Source organism: Protofrankia sp. Cas8 (assembly GCF_963555845.1).
Lineage (GTDB): Bacteria > Actinomycetota > Actinomycetes > Frankiales > Frankiaceae > Protofrankia.
This window is the reverse complement of record NZ_CAUVXI010000085.1, coordinates 1-15,667: the sequence shown is the minus strand read 5'-3', so window position 1 is coordinate 15,667 and position 15,667 is coordinate 1. Positions and strand designations below refer to the sequence as shown.

General features: G+C 67.7%; 15 protein-coding genes and 1 pseudogene. 2 read left to right on the top strand and 14 right to left on the bottom strand.

Annotated features, from left to right (window positions below):
• From cas2 to cas6, 7 genes and pseudogenes are all read right to left on the bottom strand, one after another.
• Positions 1-205 (bottom strand): annotated as a pseudogene (gene cas2, locus U9977_RS13970) (CRISPR-associated endonuclease Cas2); the annotation flags it as partial.
• Between the two features lie 3 nt (positions 206-208).
• Positions 209-1,189, bottom strand: a complete 981-nt coding sequence (gene cas1b, locus U9977_RS13965; RefSeq protein WP_322749680.1) for a type I-B CRISPR-associated endonuclease Cas1b — start codon at positions 1,187-1,189, stop codon at positions 209-211.
• Between the two features lie 38 nt (positions 1,190-1,227).
• Positions 1,228-1,749: a CRISPR-associated protein Cas4 gene (locus U9977_RS13960; protein ID WP_322749679.1), complete on the bottom strand. Its 522-nt coding sequence runs from the start codon at positions 1,747-1,749 to the stop codon at positions 1,228-1,230.
• Positions 1,746-4,937 carry a CRISPR-associated helicase Cas3' gene (cas3, locus tag U9977_RS13955; protein WP_416210607.1) on the bottom strand — a complete coding sequence of 1,064 codons (3,192 nt, stop codon included), beginning with the start codon at positions 4,935-4,937 and terminating at the stop codon, positions 1,746-1,748. The genes U9977_RS13960 and cas3 overlap by 4 nt, the downstream gene beginning before the upstream one ends.
• Positions 4,938-4,942: 5 nt before the next feature.
• Positions 4,943-6,004, bottom strand: a complete 1,062-nt coding sequence (cas7i, locus tag U9977_RS13950) for a type I-B CRISPR-associated protein Cas7/Cst2/DevR (protein ID WP_322749677.1) — start codon at positions 6,002-6,004, stop codon at positions 4,943-4,945.
• On the bottom strand, positions 6,004-7,467 hold the full coding sequence (locus U9977_RS13945) for a hypothetical protein (protein ID WP_322749676.1): 1,464 nt from the start codon (positions 7,465-7,467) through the stop codon (positions 6,004-6,006). Before U9977_RS13945 ends, cas7i begins: the two co-directional genes overlap by 1 nt.
• Positions 7,464-8,153 carry a CRISPR-associated endoribonuclease Cas6 gene (gene cas6, locus U9977_RS13940; RefSeq protein WP_322749675.1) on the bottom strand — a complete coding sequence of 230 codons (690 nt, stop codon included), beginning with the start codon at positions 8,151-8,153 and terminating at the stop codon, positions 7,464-7,466. The genes U9977_RS13945 and cas6 overlap by 4 nt, the downstream gene beginning before the upstream one ends.
• 300 nt (positions 8,154-8,453) lie before the next feature.
• Between cas6 and U9977_RS13935 the strand changes: the two genes are divergently transcribed.
• Together U9977_RS13935 and U9977_RS13930 are read left to right on the top strand one after the other, a co-directional pair.
• On the top strand, positions 8,454-9,155 hold the full coding sequence (locus U9977_RS13935) for a Uma2 family endonuclease (protein ID WP_322749674.1): 702 nt from the start codon (positions 8,454-8,456) through the stop codon (positions 9,153-9,155).
• Positions 9,156-9,381: 226 nt separating this feature from the next.
• Entirely contained in the window at positions 9,382-10,719 is a 1,338-nt protein-coding gene (locus tag U9977_RS13930; protein ID WP_322749673.1) for a hypothetical protein, read from the top strand.
• A 210-nt stretch (positions 10,720-10,929) separates the two neighbouring features.
• On the opposite strand, the gene U9977_RS13925 is transcribed toward U9977_RS13930, so the two are convergent.
• The 7 genes from U9977_RS13925 to U9977_RS26980 form a co-directional block, all read right to left on the bottom strand.
• Positions 10,930-11,382, bottom strand: coding sequence for a metal-sulfur cluster assembly factor (locus tag U9977_RS13925; RefSeq protein ID WP_416210606.1), 453 nt, complete (start codon positions 11,380-11,382; stop codon positions 10,930-10,932).
• A complete protein-coding gene (gene sufU / locus U9977_RS13920; protein ID WP_322749672.1) occupies positions 11,379-11,840 on the bottom strand; it encodes a Fe-S cluster assembly sulfur transfer protein SufU in 462 nt (153 codons plus the stop codon). Before sufU ends, U9977_RS13925 begins: the two co-directional genes overlap by 4 nt.
• A complete protein-coding gene (locus U9977_RS13915) occupies positions 11,837-13,144 on the bottom strand; it encodes a cysteine desulfurase (protein WP_322749681.1) in 1,308 nt (435 codons plus the stop codon). Before U9977_RS13915 ends, sufU begins: the two co-directional genes overlap by 4 nt.
• Before the next feature lie 41 nt (positions 13,145-13,185).
• Positions 13,186-13,965: a Fe-S cluster assembly ATPase SufC gene (gene sufC, locus U9977_RS13910; protein ID WP_322749671.1), complete on the bottom strand. Its 780-nt coding sequence runs from the start codon at positions 13,963-13,965 to the stop codon at positions 13,186-13,188.
• Between the two features lie 78 nt (positions 13,966-14,043).
• The gene (locus tag U9977_RS13905) at positions 14,044-14,361 is read right to left on the bottom strand and encodes a non-heme iron oxygenase ferredoxin subunit (protein WP_322749670.1); all 318 of its coding nucleotides are present in this window, start codon (positions 14,359-14,361) and stop codon (positions 14,044-14,046) included.
• Complete coding sequence (sufD, locus tag U9977_RS13900) at positions 14,361-15,605, bottom strand: Fe-S cluster assembly protein SufD (protein WP_322749669.1); 1,245 nt, start codon at positions 15,603-15,605, stop codon at positions 14,361-14,363. Before sufD ends, U9977_RS13905 begins: the two co-directional genes overlap by 1 nt.
• A partial coding sequence (locus U9977_RS26980; RefSeq protein WP_255360424.1) for a hypothetical protein occupies positions 15,605-15,667 on the bottom strand: 63 nt, incomplete at its 5' end. The genes U9977_RS26980 and sufD, both read right to left, overlap by 1 nt.

Below are 15,667 nucleotides of genomic sequence, written 5' to 3'. Positions count from 1 at the left end.
GCGGCGACCGCGTCCGGTAGACCCGGATGCTGTCATAGTCGAGATCAAGATGGGCGCGAAGGGCCGCGAGAAGCGCTCGGTACTGCGCGGCGGACAGCTCCCCTTCGAACACGCTGCGCTGTGTCCAGTTCAGCTACTTGCGGCAGGTCTTGAGGACGACGGGGTTACGTTCGGCTGCGGTGTCATAGACGAGCACGACGAACACGGGTCACCACCAGGGCCGGAACGGCTTGTAGGGCGTGTCCTCCAGACAGAGGCGAACAATCTTGAGGGCCTCGAAGTGGATGAGCTCTTCGTAGGAGACCTTGCGGCGCAACGTCCGGTGGTAGACGGTCGTGGCGAGCTCTTCCCGGATCATCGTGGCGACCTTCTTACGGCCGTCACGGCTGAGCGAGGCCTTGCCGACGTCGCTTTCGAAATCGGAGGGACGCAGGGTTTTCTGCGCGGCGGCGCGACGCAGCAGGCGTTCGGCGAACAGCGGCTTGAACGGTTCAGCCAGGTCCAGGGCGAGGGTGTTGCGGCGGCGGTCGGTGTCGGCGTGCAGAAACCCGAGCGCCGGGTGTAACGGAGTGCAGCGGATGGCAGTGAGGAGGCGGGCGTAGACGATGCTGTTGACGTAACTGATGAAGGCGTTCCCGGCGTTGCTCGGCGGGCGGCGGGTACGGCCGTCGAGGCGCAGCCAGGCGGGCAGGATCGTGTCGAACACGCCCCAGGCCGTCCGGCGGAAGTTCCCCTCGGCGCCCATGAGCTGCTCAGCACTGTGACAGTCCGGGAGCTGGGCGGTAAGGGTATCCAGGGCGCGATCGAGATGTTCGGTGTCCAGCGCCCAGCGCACATTCGCCGCGGTCGTGGCTACCAGCGAGCGGGCGACGGCGACCCGTCGCTCCGGGTCCGCGGTGAGGGCAACCTGGCAGCGGACCACCTGAGCCGACGACATGTCCTCATCCGGTGTCACGGCGCCCGCATAGTTGCCGTAGTGGTCCAGGATGTGGACCATCACACCGTGCCGGCCCAGCAGCGACACCGCCGCGGTGTTGATGTCGACGTGGTCGAAGGTCACCAGGTCACGGACGTCGGTGATCGGGACGTGGATGGGGCTGGTGTCGGCCCGTTCGATGCGCAGGCTGTTGTCCTCACGGCGGATGCGGCACGGTTCGGTCAGCCAGTAGGTACGGCCGGCCGCGCTCATGCCTGGCGCCAGGATGTCCGACAATTGTTGATCATACCTTACCCCCAGCAGTAGTCGATATAGGAACAGCCGCGGCACCGGCGGCGCTCCAGCCGTGGCGGTATCGACGGCGCGGCGATGACGGCTCGGGCCTGCCGCTCGGCGTCCAGCGCGGTGGCACGGGCCTGGTCGTCCCAGATCACGGTGACAGTCCGGCGGATCAGCGGGTAGTGGACGGTCCCGCCACGCACGTGGACCCCGCGCCGTTCCAGGAGCAGGCAGTAATGGCGGACCTGGGCCTCATGGTCGGCTGACGGGGCGCGGGAGGACTTGGTCTCGTGGACGACCGCGCCGGTGGTGACCCAGTCGATCTTCGCCTCGCCGAGGTCGATGTCGCGACGGCGGGTGTAGGTGGTGTCATCCACAACCTCACCGAAGGCGACCAGCTCGCTGGAAGCCTCCGGACGGTAGCCGCGCATGTAGAGCCAGAGCTGACGTGGGCAGTGCAGCAGGTATTTGATGTGAACCCCGCCGAGCCCGCCATCGGCGGTGTCGCTCACAGCCTTGCCAACATCGCTCACAGGACGGTGTCCACGGGCACGGCCGGTTCACGACCGCCGCCATCCTGGCCGGCGGTCAGCTCCAGCCCCGCATCCGACGTGTACGGGAGGTCGACCACGGCCAGTTTCAGTGCCCGGTCGAGGTGGGCACGCTGGTCACGCACCAGCCCGGCATACTGCCCGAACCGGATGGGGATGAGCAGCCCTTCGGCGAGTAACGGGTCACCGTCGCGTTTGTCCGACAACGTCCGATATTCGTCTACGTCGTCTTTGTGCAGAACATGCATGGTGTCGAAGCCCTCGTCGAGGCGTTCGGCGAACTCGCTGCGGTCCTCGAAGGGTTTGCAGAAGGTCAGGAATGCGGCGCTGAACTCCTCGCGCGCCTCACGCGCGGTCTGTGCCCACCGCTGGCCCCAATCCGTGGCGTAGACGTCCGCCAGCCACGCGTCGATGGTGTGCTCCGAGATCCTCGGATCGCCGGTCACGGTGCGTTGCATGGCTGCCCATGCCGCGCCCAACGCCTCCTCCTCGTAGGGCAGGTGGGCGGATACCGCGTGAACGCGGAACTCGACAGGCCCGTCCGGATGGCATCCGCGCCGGTTGACTCGGCCGGCGCGTTGGGCGACCGCTTCGATCGGGGCGAGTTCGCTGACCCCGCGGTCGAAGTCCAGGCACAGCGAGACCTCCAGCACCTGGGTCGACACGACGAGCCCGCCGCGCCCCTCCCGCACCGCCGGCTCGCCTGGCCCCCGCTCGGGATACCGGGCGCGGATTCGCTGTTCGATCGCGGCGCGGTCGCGGGCCTTGAACCGAGAGTGCAGCAGCAGGGCCGCGTCATCGTCACCTGGATGAACGTCGCGGACGGCCGGTGCCAGCGCATCGAACAGAGCCTGAGCGGTGCGGACGGTATTGGCCACGACCAGGACGCTGCGCCCCTCCACCAACCAGCCGGTGATGGCCGCCAGGCTCGCCGGCGAGGTGATCGGCTCGTCGTCGAGGACGAGCCGATGGCGGTCCGGCGCGGTGCCCGGGGCAGCGTGCACGACCGTCACCGGTTGACCGAGGCTGTCCCCGACCAGGAGGCTCTCTTCGACCAGGAGGCTCTCTTCGACCAGCTCGATCATCGGTGGAGCGAGGGTGGCGGACAGCACCGCGATCCGACTCCCGAGTCGCGCCCACAGCTGCAGCGCCGCGCAGATCCGGCCGAAGGTGACCGGATCGTAGGCATGCAGTTCGTCCAGGACGAACAAGGCGTTTGCCTGCTCCAGCAGCACCGCGGAGTACCGCGGCCCGGCGATCGCCGCCCGCAGCAGCTGGTGCGGGGTGGCGACGCGTACCCGCTGCGCGAACAGCCGCATCGCCCCCGCGCGGGCGCGAGCCTTACGGGCATCCTCGACGCTGGGGGCGCAGTCCTCCGCCACGGCCCGGGTGAGCAGGGTGCGGGCGGCGGTGGAGTGCAGCACCCCGATGTCAGGCCGGTCCTCGCCCGGTGGCGGATCGAGCCCGAGGGTGAACCGGTCGACGGCCGCGTCGATGGACGCCCGGTAGGGCAGCACCCAGATCAGTCGTGGTCGCCCCGGCATCGTCGCGAGCTGGGTGGACGCCCAGGCCAGGCCTGCTTCGGTCTTGCCGCTGCCGGTCGGCGCGGTCAGGACCAGATGCCCGGCGGTCGCCGCGGCCCGCCGCTGATGATCATACGGCGTGGCCAGCCGGTCGAGGAAGTGCCGCGGTAGAGGCATGTGCCGTTGCAGCGGCACATGGGCGGACCCGGAATGATCGGCCAGGGTGACCGCGCCCTGCAGCAGCACCGCCAGCAGGCCCGCATCCGGAGTGACCGCGTCGATCCAGGCGTCCTGCGTCACGGCGAACAGGTCCCGGGCCCGCTGCCACAGGCGCCGGCCGTCCGGCGCCGGCAAGGCCGCCGAAAGCTGGCCGGCGAACCAGGCGAGCAGCTCGGCGTGCCGCGCCGGGGTGACCTGGATGCGGGGTTCGTCGCCGAACGCGTCCGGGTTGCGGCCGAACCGGCGTTCCCAGCCGCCGTCGTACGGGTACCTGTCGGCCAGGCCGTCGCCGAGGCCACCGCTGACCGTCAGCGGCTTGTGATGGAAGGCGACGCCCGTCGCGGTCATGAGCCGATCATGATCGGGCTGGCCGGCGGTGAGCAGGTCCACATAGGCCAAGGAGAACACCTCGTGCCGTTCGCCCCACGACGCCTTGCGCACCCGCAGCTGCCGTTGGAAACCGGCGGCGATCTTACCGGCGTCGTGCAGCAGGGCCGCGTGCTCCACCCACGTCCAGAAGCGTGGTTCGGCGGCGATCGGCCCGGCCGGGCCGATACGGTCGGCGACCGCGCGAGCGGCGTCGCGTACCACAGCCGAATGCTCGGTCAACAGCTCCGGCTGGCCGTGCGCGGAGCCGGTCGCGGACTTCGCGAGCACCTGGTCGAGCTCGCCGTGACCACCGGCGCTGTCGGCCCTGTCCGCGCCGGCCGCCCTGTCCGCGCCAGCGACGCTGTCCGCGCTGTCCGCGCCATGGAGCCAGACCGCCTCGCCGGTGCCCTCGTCGCGGTAGGCACCGCGAACCTCCTGGTACCCCGCCGGTGTCGGGCACCACAGGAAGGAGCCGTATTCGGTGCGGAACCGGTCGGTACTCACGGTTTCGGCGAGCCGGATCGACACCGCCTCGGGCGCGCCGTGCCCGTCCAGCGGGGCCAGGGCATGACCGACGACGGCCTTGCCTGCGGGGTGCAGCACCGTCCAGCAGGGTCGGCCATGCAGGTGGACCAGGTCCTGGGACCGGCCCAGCCGCAACCCCCAGGTCGGGCGACGCAGCGCGGCCTCAATCCGGCGGCCGTCCGCACCCGGAATCCACAAGATCACACGGACACCGGCGAGGAACGGCCGTTCCCGGACGGTGGCACCACCCTTGCCCGGGCGGACCCGGCCGCCGATCGCGGGGTTGCTCCCGTCCGCGGCAATCGGATGATAGGTCTCCAGATCGGTAGCCTCACCGGCGGCGCTGGCCGCCATCCCCAGCCGGACCGGCTCCTCGGGCCGGCCGGTGGCCGCCGCCAGCATCCCCCGCACCGTCGACAAAGCGGGCACGGGAAGGCATCGGGTGACCCCGGGAAACATCGGGTCGCGAAACGACGCGACCGGCGCGAACAGCTCGACCCGCAGCGCCCCGATCGAGTCCCGGGGATCGGCCACCGTGGTCACCGGGCCGGGTCGTCGAACCAGGCGTCGTGCTGCCCGGAGCGGACCCGTGCGGCCAACGCCAGGAGCACCGTCCGCGGATGATCGATCACAACTGTGCCGGCGGTGATCTCCTCGGCGAGGTCGGCTTCGAACTGCTTACGCAGGACGTCCCGAAAACCCGGCCGCCAGCCGACGAGCACGGGCGGTTCCCATTCGCCCTGCCACGCGGCCAGTTCCCCGCGGAGCACGTCACCGCGGACCTGAAGACCGGTGCCGTCCGCCGCGCCGTCGATCACGAAACCGAGTGGGTTCACCCCACCTGCCATCGGCACCATCACAAGCAACGCCGGGACGCGGTCACCGTAGTGCAACGCCTTTTTCGCACCCCCGGCAAGCTCCGCCAGCCCCTCAAACAGGACCGCGACCCGTTCCCGCCGCGGCGCCAGCGGCAGGCGCACCGCAGTATGATCACGAAATGTCTGCGTGGTGGCACCCGCCTGTACCGCCGACGCGACAGCGAGCGCCGTCTTCTCGTCGAGGTAGTTCGCCCGTCCCGACCCGTTCGCGGCCTGCAGGGTGAACGTGCCCACCCGAGGGACATCGAGCAGGAACGGTGCCGCGAGGTCGGCGGTGTAAAACTCGTGCGCGTGCAGGACGGGATCGGAAATGTTCCGGGACATCACCCCGAAATCCTCGGTCAGTCGCGCCGGCTCGACCGCGAGGAACGTACCTACCATGAACGGACTGTCCCGCACGGTCGTCGCCGCGTCGTCGGACCTCGCCGTGGCCTTCATGTAACCGAACAGGTCGTCGTCGACGTACTGGATGGGGTCCGCGGCCGTGGTCGCCTTCTGTGCCTTGCCCTGCGCCTTGCCGACCCGCTCGGTCGGCGACGGCACCGATCCGGCGGCGGTCATCGTGTCCCGCAGCCAGCGGCGGAACGCCTGCGCGGACACGTACGGGTAGTCCCGGCCGCGGATCCGGGTCTTCTTCACCCTGCCGGTCGTCCCGTCACCGGCACCGTTGTTCGGTGCGCCCGCCTCGACCGCAAGTACGATCTTGCCTGCCAGGAACGCCATCAGGCGTACCCCCCGTCACTGTCGTCATCGTCTTCGTTGGTATCCCGGCCGAACCCCACCAGCGGCCCGTCCCGCTCATCGGGTTCCTCGGATTCGTCCTTTGTTCCGATAGGGGCGCCACGCGCGACCAGCTCGGCGACAACCTCGAAGAACAGCTGCCCTCGCAGCCGCCACCCCTGTGACGTCGATGCCAGCAGCGGCCCGGTCACCCCGGTGATGTCTGACGGACGACGCCCGTCGAGCAGCAGCCGCGCGCTCGCCTCCATCAGCAGGCGTTGCAACGCGAACGTCCGCCCGGCCGCCCTCCGATACTCGTTGAACCGCCCACGCGGATTCTTCTCGGCCGTGATCCAGTCGACCAGCAGTCCGGTGACAGGTTTCAGGTCACCCGTATCCATTCCACACATCTCCCTCACGTACAACGCGGATAAAGCCTGCCAAGCGCGCAGGGTTGACCCCGACGTCTTCTCGACCGATTCACGGCGGTTGAACAGTTCGACCAACAGCCGGTCCCGGTGGGCGTTGACCGGATCGAACAAGGTGCGGGCAATGGCGTCGCGGCCGCTGCGGACGACCGTTCCGTCCGCAGCGCGCCGGGTCATCGCACGTTCGAGCCGGCGCCAGCCACGGTAGGCGGCGGGTTCCGTCGGCAGCGCACGCAGGAATCGCACAACCGCAAGGCGGGTAGCCGTGACACGCAACCACGGCTCCTGATTGTCGTTCTTGAACATCCACAAGGTGGTGGCAACCGGTCGCGGTTGCGTCTCGGGCCGCCTCGCGTAGGTTCGCAACGCCCACAACGTCACCGTTTCCGGCGAGGAATTCGACGGCAGGGAGCTGAATCCGGCCTGCTGGATCCGGGCGGCGCGCTCGCAGTTCGTCGTCACAAAGTCCCGCTCGATCAGGTCGTTGTCGCAGGTCAGCACGGTCGCGGACCCTGCCGTCACCGCGGCGCCGTACGGCATCGCCCACACCGCGATCCGGCACGCCCGGCACACCGGCCAGCCGGCTACGCCCGGCGGCAGTGTGTTGCGGAACTTGGTGGTGTCGAACATCGGCAACATCGACTTCGCCCACAGCGTCCCGGCCATCGCACCGCAGAACACACACGGCCGCAGCGTGTCCGCCGCTCGATCCACGGCGAAGAACCGTTCCACCTCACCGGTCAGGACGGCCGCGTCCCGGGGCCGGCCCGCGTGGGTCGGTTTCGCGTTCGGGAACAGTGCGTACAGGACTTTCCACCAGTCATAAGCCGGATGGTCCTTGGCCGCCATGGATGCCCGCACGACATCCCGCACGATCCGGGCCGCGACAGCGTCGAGATCCGCCGCGGTCACCTCATCGGGACGGTCGCGGCCCGCAAGGGTCGTCACCGCCCACGCGCCGCTCTGCTGGATCGGATGATGCGTACAGGCCAGCATATCCGTCCGTAAATGCTCGCCGGAATACGGTGCTCCGCTCATCGGATCCAGCCGAATCCCTGGTTTGTGTTGAGCCCCAGGCCCCATTCATAAAGGGCGTCGAGCAACGCAGGATCGGCATGTACGCGCAGCTGGACGGTACTTCCGTGGCGAGGTGCATGCTGCACCAGGAACTTCCGCGGATGCCCGTACCCAACAACGTCAAGCTCGACGTCGTTGGGTAGACCCAGCACGTCCGCCTTATGCCGCAGGTTGTGGCACAGCTGCTCCACATACCGCGGATCGTCGGGATGGATGAACCCGTCCTCGACCTTCACCAGCACCGGTGTCACCGTCGAAAAGACGGCTTCCCCCGAACTGTGATCGGGCGTCGGTTCGAGCTGCACACCCCGCACCCGCAGCCCAACCGTGCCCCAGCGGATTTCCGTACGGCCCGCGATACCTGCCAGCAGTGCCGCGGCCACCCGAGGCACCGGTGAGCCGAACCAGACCGCGCCGTCACCGGATGCACCGTACACACCGGTGCGCCGGCCCGCTCCGCGGAAACACGGCGACGAAAGACCCAGCGGACGCAGCGAACTGCCCGCATAGCCATGGTCGTGCAGCTCGGCCGCCAACGCCTCATCCTGAGCGCGGATCAGATCGTAGGCCACCCCACGCGCAGGGCTGAACACCTGTTGCCACGGAATGCTGTCCACGTCCGCGGCGACATCCACCCGAAATCTCATCCGACTCCCCCGATCCTGCATGCCGTGGTCTTGTCCGTGCTCGGCGCTGAGCTCCCGTACCCGCCAAGCCGCCCTCAACGCCGCCCTCATCCATCAGGTACTGACGGACGACCGGGACGACAGCCTCCCACCCGCCGATCCGGCTCCGCACGCCGGGCGAGCGGATCATAACCATCGGATAAGACGCAGACCCGTCCGCACTACCCGACCGACATCATGTACATAGTGCTATATGTCAGCAACACTCCGCTGTATGCTGTGAAGCAAACGTGCCGTGCGAACCCAGCAGGGAGTGGCACCATGACCAGGGTGATGGTGCGAGATGAACCGTCGACCACGCAGCCGGATGTGGATGGTCGGGCGTGCTCCCCGTTTACCGGTCTCGCCGGCGAGCCGCTCGGCGACGCCGATCTGCGGCGCTGGCCCTTCGGCATCGGCGCTGTCGAGACCCGCGACGGCGTCACGTTCTTCCGCTCCCGCCACCCGGATGGCTTCACCCCGGACGACCTGCGCCGGACTCCGGCGGATGGCCGGCGGTACGAGCTGGTCGACGGCACCATCGTCGTGAGCCCGTCCCCGGGTTACGCCCATCAGCTCGCGGTCGCGCACCTGCTCGCCCGGCTCGTCAGCGCACAGACCGGGGCCGCTCGGGCGCTTCCCGCACCCTTCGATGTCACGCTGGCGACCGGCCGCGTCCTTCAGCCCGACATCGTCGTCCTGGCGCATCCCAAGGCGAAGATCCCGCTTCTCGCGGTCGAGGTGCTGTCCCGGTTCGGGCGGACCTATGACCGACGGGACAAATTCGACGAGTACGAGACGGCCGGCATCCCGTCCTACTGGATCGTCGATCCGGACGTCCCGGCGGTCTTCGTCTTCGAACTCGCCAAGGGCCGCTACGAGCAGGGCCGCTACGAGCAGGTCGCCTATGCCGAGGGCCCGGCAACGTGCGCCGTGGAACGCCCGTTTCCGTTGAGCTTCTCCCCAGCCGACCTGCTGGCCTGAGCCAAGGGACGATCGATGACTGCTTCGGATGCGACGACGGTCCGCAGGCTGGCCGAGTCCGAACACGAACTGGCCCGCGGGGAAATCATCACCGAAGAGGACCTCGCCACCGCGCTTGCTGCCGAAAGATAGCAGCGATCGGGTAATCAGATTATTACCCGTGTACTCTGTGGTTCTTGAAGACCATCCACTGTGATGGCTGTTGCCATGCCACGAACGAGGTGCCATGTCCCGCCACCTGAACACGCCCGTCCTTCACGAGACGGATCAAGCACGCCGGATGCCGGTGGTGGCCGTAGTGGACGCCTGGAACCTGCGACGACAGGTTATGACCTCCTTCGGAAAGCCACGGCACGCCACGGTACCCGGCATGATCGGCGCTCTGCGTTCGTATGGTTTCGAGGTCAAGGAAGTCTGCTTTGGCCTCGCCACGGAACCGGTCCGGCATGGCAACGACCGCAAAGGGCCGAGCGCGAGGTTTGTCGACGCCCTGAACAAGAACCGAGCCGCCAAGGAACGTTGGGAGAAGGACTCACGGGCAAAAGTTCTCGATGGGCGCCTCACCGACAGAACCGACGACGGCAAGGTCGGTGACGGCCAGCCGACCGAAAAACTGGTCGATGTCCTCTGCGCTGTGGAGATCTGCCGACTGGCAGTCGCCATGCGGGATGGAGAGCACCAGGCCCGCGGGATCATTTCCGTCAGCAGGGACATGGATATCATCCCCGCATATCACTTTGCCGAAGAAGTCGGTATCCCGATCTGGGCGGCAGCCAATGACGGCGTACAGTGGCGACACGATGACCATCGATGGTTATTGCTGGACGAGGAGGCACTTGCCACAGCGGTAGATCTTCGCACCGAGCCTCGTGGGCATAAACTACGAATGATCATTGCTCGAACCTGCGTTGCCGACACACCACAGACAATGAACATTGACTACATCGATGAAACCACTCATCGGATCATGCTCAGTGGACCGGAATGCCGGCTCGGTAGCATTCCCGTTGATCGCCTGCCGGGCAAGGCCCTGCCGGGACGACGCGTAGATCTCTGGCCGGTCGGCGTCGACCTGGGTCGGGGGCGAAACGACTTTCCGCGGGTGGCCCTTGATATAAGCCGACGCAGCCTGCCGTCCGGTCTTGATACCGCCACAGTCAACCGGCGGTTGGACGAAACTAGCGTCGAGATAAAACTCGCCTCAAAACACAGAAGACTGCGGGTACCGCCAGGATTTCTGCTCCCGGGCATGAGTGTGATGGTCCATGTGGATACCGACGCCGGGCTGCGCTACGTCGGATCCCTTGACCCGCAGCCGACCCTGCGCGGGGTGTGGCAGCACAAGAATGTGACAACGGTCCAGGTCACGGAGCCATTCGGACCCTATGCCAGCAGGGGGTTCATCGAAGCCGACGGACAGCCCATTCTTCTGGAACACCTGAGACGAGAACATATTGAACGCGGCGCACGTTTCCCTGCTTTTCTAACGGATCCACGATCGGATTGGGGTCCGTACGGATCAGCGATGGCAATCGGTTCACAGCTGCCCCAACCATCCAAATGACCAATGTAGAACCGCCGGGAGTACATCAACCACTCCCGGCGGTTCTACACCTTGGCGCTCCGCCAGTCACGTGTCTCCATGACCTGCGAACACCCTATGCCTGAACCGGCCATTATGTCCGGCACTATTAGAGCACACGCGCCAACACGCATGCATTTACATACTAGCACGCTCGACCGCGTCCGTCCGCCGATATCGTCGGAACAGCACTCAGACGTTGAAGCCGAGGGCCCGTAGCTGCTCGCGACCGTCATCGGTGATCTTGTCGGGACCCCACGGGGGCATCCAGACCCAGTTGATGGTCACGTCGTTGACCAGCCCGTCCGGTCCGTCGGTCAGGGCCGAGCGGGTCTGGTCCTCGATCACGTCGGTCAGCGGGCAGGCCGCCGAGGTCAGCGTCATATCCAGGGTGACCGTGTTGTCGTCATGGACGTTGATGCCATAGACGAGGCCCAGGTCGACGACGTTGATGCCGAGCTCGGGGTCGACGACGTCACGCATGGCCTCCTCGACGTCGTCGACAGCGGCCTTGTCCACCGCCGTCCCAGCCGTTTCAACCCCGGCCGTTTCAACCCCGGCCCTGTCGACCTCAGCCGTTTCAACCCCGGCCGTTGCCACTTCGGCCACGGTCGGGTCCTGTTCGGTCACGGTGGTCTCGCTCACCGGTCCACCTCCTGTTCCGGGATGCCGCCCACCGCCTGCGCGGTCGCGTCCTTCCAGGCCATCCACGACAGCAGGGCACACTTGACCCTGGCCGGGTATTTTGACACGCCCGCGAAGGCGACCGCGTCCTCCAGCACATCTTCGTCCGGCTCGACGGTGCCGCGCGACTGCATCAGTGCCAGGAACTCCTGGCCCAGCTCCAGCGCCTCGGCCACGGACCTGCCGATCACGAGATCGGTCATGACGCTCGCCGACGCCTGGCTGATCGAGCAGCCTTCACTCTCGTAGGAGACGTCCGCGACCTTACCGTCGGACACCTTGACCCGTAGGGTCACCTCGTCCCCGCAGGTCGGGTTGACGTGGTGAACCTCGGTGTCGAACGGCTCGCGCAGCCCACGGTGGTGCGGGTTACGGTAGTGGTCCAGGATGATCTCCTGGTACATGGAGTCCATTTTCACGTCCCGAAGAACCTCCGCACATGCCCCAGGCCTTCCACGAGTGCGTCGACCTCACCGCGGGTCGAGTACAGGTGGAAGGACGCCCGTGTCGTGGCCGGGACGCCGTAGCGCACGCAGACCGGGCGGGCACAGTGGTGCCCCACCCGCACGGCGACGCCCCGCTCGTCGAGCAGCTGGCCGACGTCGTGGGGGTGCAGCGGCCGGTTGTCGGATCCGGTGAACACGAACGAGATGGCGCCGCCCCGGTCGACCGGGTCCGGCGGCCCGATGATCCGCAGGCCCGGCACGGTGGCGAGCTGACCGAGGGCGTAGGTGGTGATGTCGTGCTCATGGGCGGCGACCGCGTCCATACCGAGCTCGGTGAGGTAGTCGACCGCGGCACCGAGGCCTACGGCCTGGGAGATCATCGGCGTACCGGCCTCGAACCGGTGCGGGGGCACCGCATAGGTCGACGCCTCCATCGTCACCGTCTCGATCATCTCGCCGCCGCCGAGGAACGGCGGCATGACCTCCAGCAACTCGCCCCGGCCCCACAGCACGCCGATACCGGTCGGGCCGCACATCTTGTGGCCGGTGAAGGCGAGGAAGTCCACCCCGAGCGCGGTCACGTCGATCGGCATGTGCGGCACTGACTGTGATCCGTCCAGGACGGTCAGCGCGCCCACCGCACGGGCGCGGGCGACCAGTGTCGCCACCGGATTGACCGTGCCGAGGATGTTCGACTGGTGCACGAACGAGACGACCTTCGCCCGCTCGGTGATCACCTGATCGAGGTCGGTGAGGTCGAGCCGGCCGTCGTCGGTGAGACCGATCCAGCGCAGCGTGGCCCCGGTCCGCCGGCACAGCATCTGCCAGGGCACCAGGTTGGAGTGGTGCTCCATCTCGGTGATGACGACCTCGTCGCCCGGCCCGAGGCGGAAGCGCGCCGCCTCGGGGCCGGCGAAGGCCGCGTTGCTCATCGCGTAGGCAAGGAGGTTCAGCGCTTCGGAGGAGTTCTTCGTGAAGACGACCTCGTCCCGCCGGGGTGCGCCGATGAAGGCCGCGACCCGGTCGCGGGCGGACTCGTACAGCGCGGTCGCCTCCTCGGCGAGCACGTGGATGCCGCGGTGGACGTTGGCGTTGTGCTGCTCGTAGTAGTCCCGCTCGGCGTCGAGGACACGGGTGGGCTTCTGCGAACTGGCCGCGCTGTCGAGGTAGACCAGCGGCCGGTTGTCATGAACGCGCCGCGCCAGGATCGGGAAGTCCTTGCGGATCCGCTCGACGTCATAGGCCAACCTCGGCTCGCCCGTCCCCCCGGTCCTCAGATCATTTGCAGGGACGGGCGCGTCCCTCACGCCGGTCATCGTCACGCCGCCGTCCCGGCCGGCTCGCTCGCCTTGACATACCGGTCGTAGCCACCGTCCTCCAGGACCGCGGCAAGCTCGGGGCCACCGGAGTCGACGATGCGCCCACCGGTCATCACATGGACGAACTCCGGCTTCACATAACGCAGGATGCGGGTGTAGTGGGTGATCAGCAGAATGCCGGTCTCCCCGGCCGCGCGGACGGACTCGATGCCGGCGGAGACGATCCGCAGCGCGTCCACGTCCAAGCCCGAGTCGGTCTCGTCCAGGATGGCGATCTTCGGCTTGAGCAACGCCATCTGCAGGATCTCGTGCCGCTTCTTCTCACCGCCGGAAAAGCCCTCGTTGACGCTGCGCTCGGCGAAGGCCGGGTCCATCTCCAGGCCCGCCATGGTGTCACGGACCTCCTTGACCCACGTACGCAGCTTCGGCGCCTCGCCGCGCACGGCCGTCACCGACGAGCGCAGGAAGTTCGACACCGACACGCCGGGAACCTCGACCGGGTACTGCATGGCGAGGAAGACACCGGCACGGGCGCGTTCGTCGACGCTCATCGCGAGGACGTCGACCCCGTCCAACGTCACCGAACCACTGGTGATCGTATACTTGGGGTGACCGGCGATCGAGTACGCCAGCGTCGACTTACCGGAGCCGTTCGGCCCCATGATCGCATGGGTCTCGCCACGGCGGATCGTCAGATCCACGCCGCGCAGGATCTCCCTCCCCTCGGTGGAATCGGTCTCCACCGAGACATGGAGGTTACGGATCTCAAGGGTCGACACTTGATCAGTCTCCTATATACCGCTGCCGCTATATACCGCTGTATGCCGCTGTGTGCCGCCGTATGTCGCCGTATCCAGCTATGACGGCCCGACGTCGACGAGCACGTCGTCACCGTCGATCTGCACCGGATAGACGGGCACCGGCTCGGTTGCCGGCAACCCGATGGGTTCACCTGTGGCGAGGTCGAACTGCGAGCCGTGCAGCCAGCATTCGATCCTCGCGTCCTCGACCTCACCGTGGGAGAGCAGCACCTCGGCGTGGGAGCACTCGTCGCGGATGGCAAAGACCTGCCCGCCCGCCAGCGCCAGGCATACCGGCTCCCCGTCGACCTCGACGCCGAGCGCGGACTCCTCACGCAGGTCGGACAACGCGCACACGCGCTGGAAACCGCCCACTAGACGACCCCGTCCAGCTCCGCCTCGACCGCCGCGGTGATCCGGTCCCGGAGAGACTCGATCTCGATCCGGTCGACGATCTCGGCGAAGAAGCCCCGGACCACCAGGCGCCGCGCCTCGTCCGCCGGGATGCCCCGCGCCATCAGATAGAACAGCGCCTCGTCGTCGAAACGCCCGGTGGCACTGGCGTGGCCGGCCCCGATGACCTCGCCGGTGGATATCTCCAGGTTCGGCACCGAGTCCGCCCGCGCACCATCGGTGAGAACCAGGTTGCGGTTCAGCTCGTAGGTGTCGGTACCCACCGCATCCGCTCCGATCACCACGTCGCCGATCCACACCGCGTGCGCGCCCGCGCCCTGAAGCGCGCCCTTGTACGCGACCCGACTACGACACGACCGCGGGCCGTGATCGACGAGTAGGCGGTGCTCCTGGTGCTGACCGGCGTCGGTGAAGAACAGCCCGTAGAGCTCGGCGTCCCCGCCAGGCCCGGCATAGGTGACGGTGGGCGACAACCGGACAAGATCGCCACCGAGAGTCACCGTGAACGAACGGAACCGGGCGTCGCGGCCGACCCTGGCCGCGTGCGCGGCGACGTGCACCGCACCCGCGTCCCAGTCCTGCAGCGAGACGAAGGTCAGTGACGCGCTGTCACCAATCGACAGTTCCACGTTACCCGCGAAGATAGCCTGCCCGGTGTGGTCGAGCACCACCGTGACCGAGGCGAACGCCCCGACCTCGACCACCAGATGGGCGTAGGCGATACCGCCGGAACCGTGCAACCGGACGATCACCGGGGTGTCGGGAGTCGCCTCGGCGGGCACAGTGACCACGACGGCATGCTCGGCCCGGGTCATCGCGAACGCCGACACGCGGTCGGCCGGAGTCAACACCCGCCCGACCCGGGCATCATCGACGCCGACATGTTCGACCGTGACAGGCTCGGGTGCCTCGACACTCACGGCAAAGGTGGCGTCGGCGTCCGGGCCGGCGAGCAGGCCGCCCAGTCGGCGCAGCGGGGTGAACCGCCACTCCTCCTCGCGACCGGTCGGCAGCGGATGCGCCTGCGGGTCGCGGGAGCGCACCGGACGCGGTCGCCCGTCGGGCCGACCCGCCGACACCCCTGCCTTCGACCCGACCGGTGACCCGGTCGAGGACCCGGCCACCAGCACGGCCGCGGCCGTGCTGGTGGATGATTCCTCGGCTGAACCGTCACGCGAACCGTTGTGGATGGGAGCGGTCACCATCAGCCGACCGCACCTTCCATCTGCAGCTCGATCAGCCGGTTGAGCTCGAGGGCATACTCCAT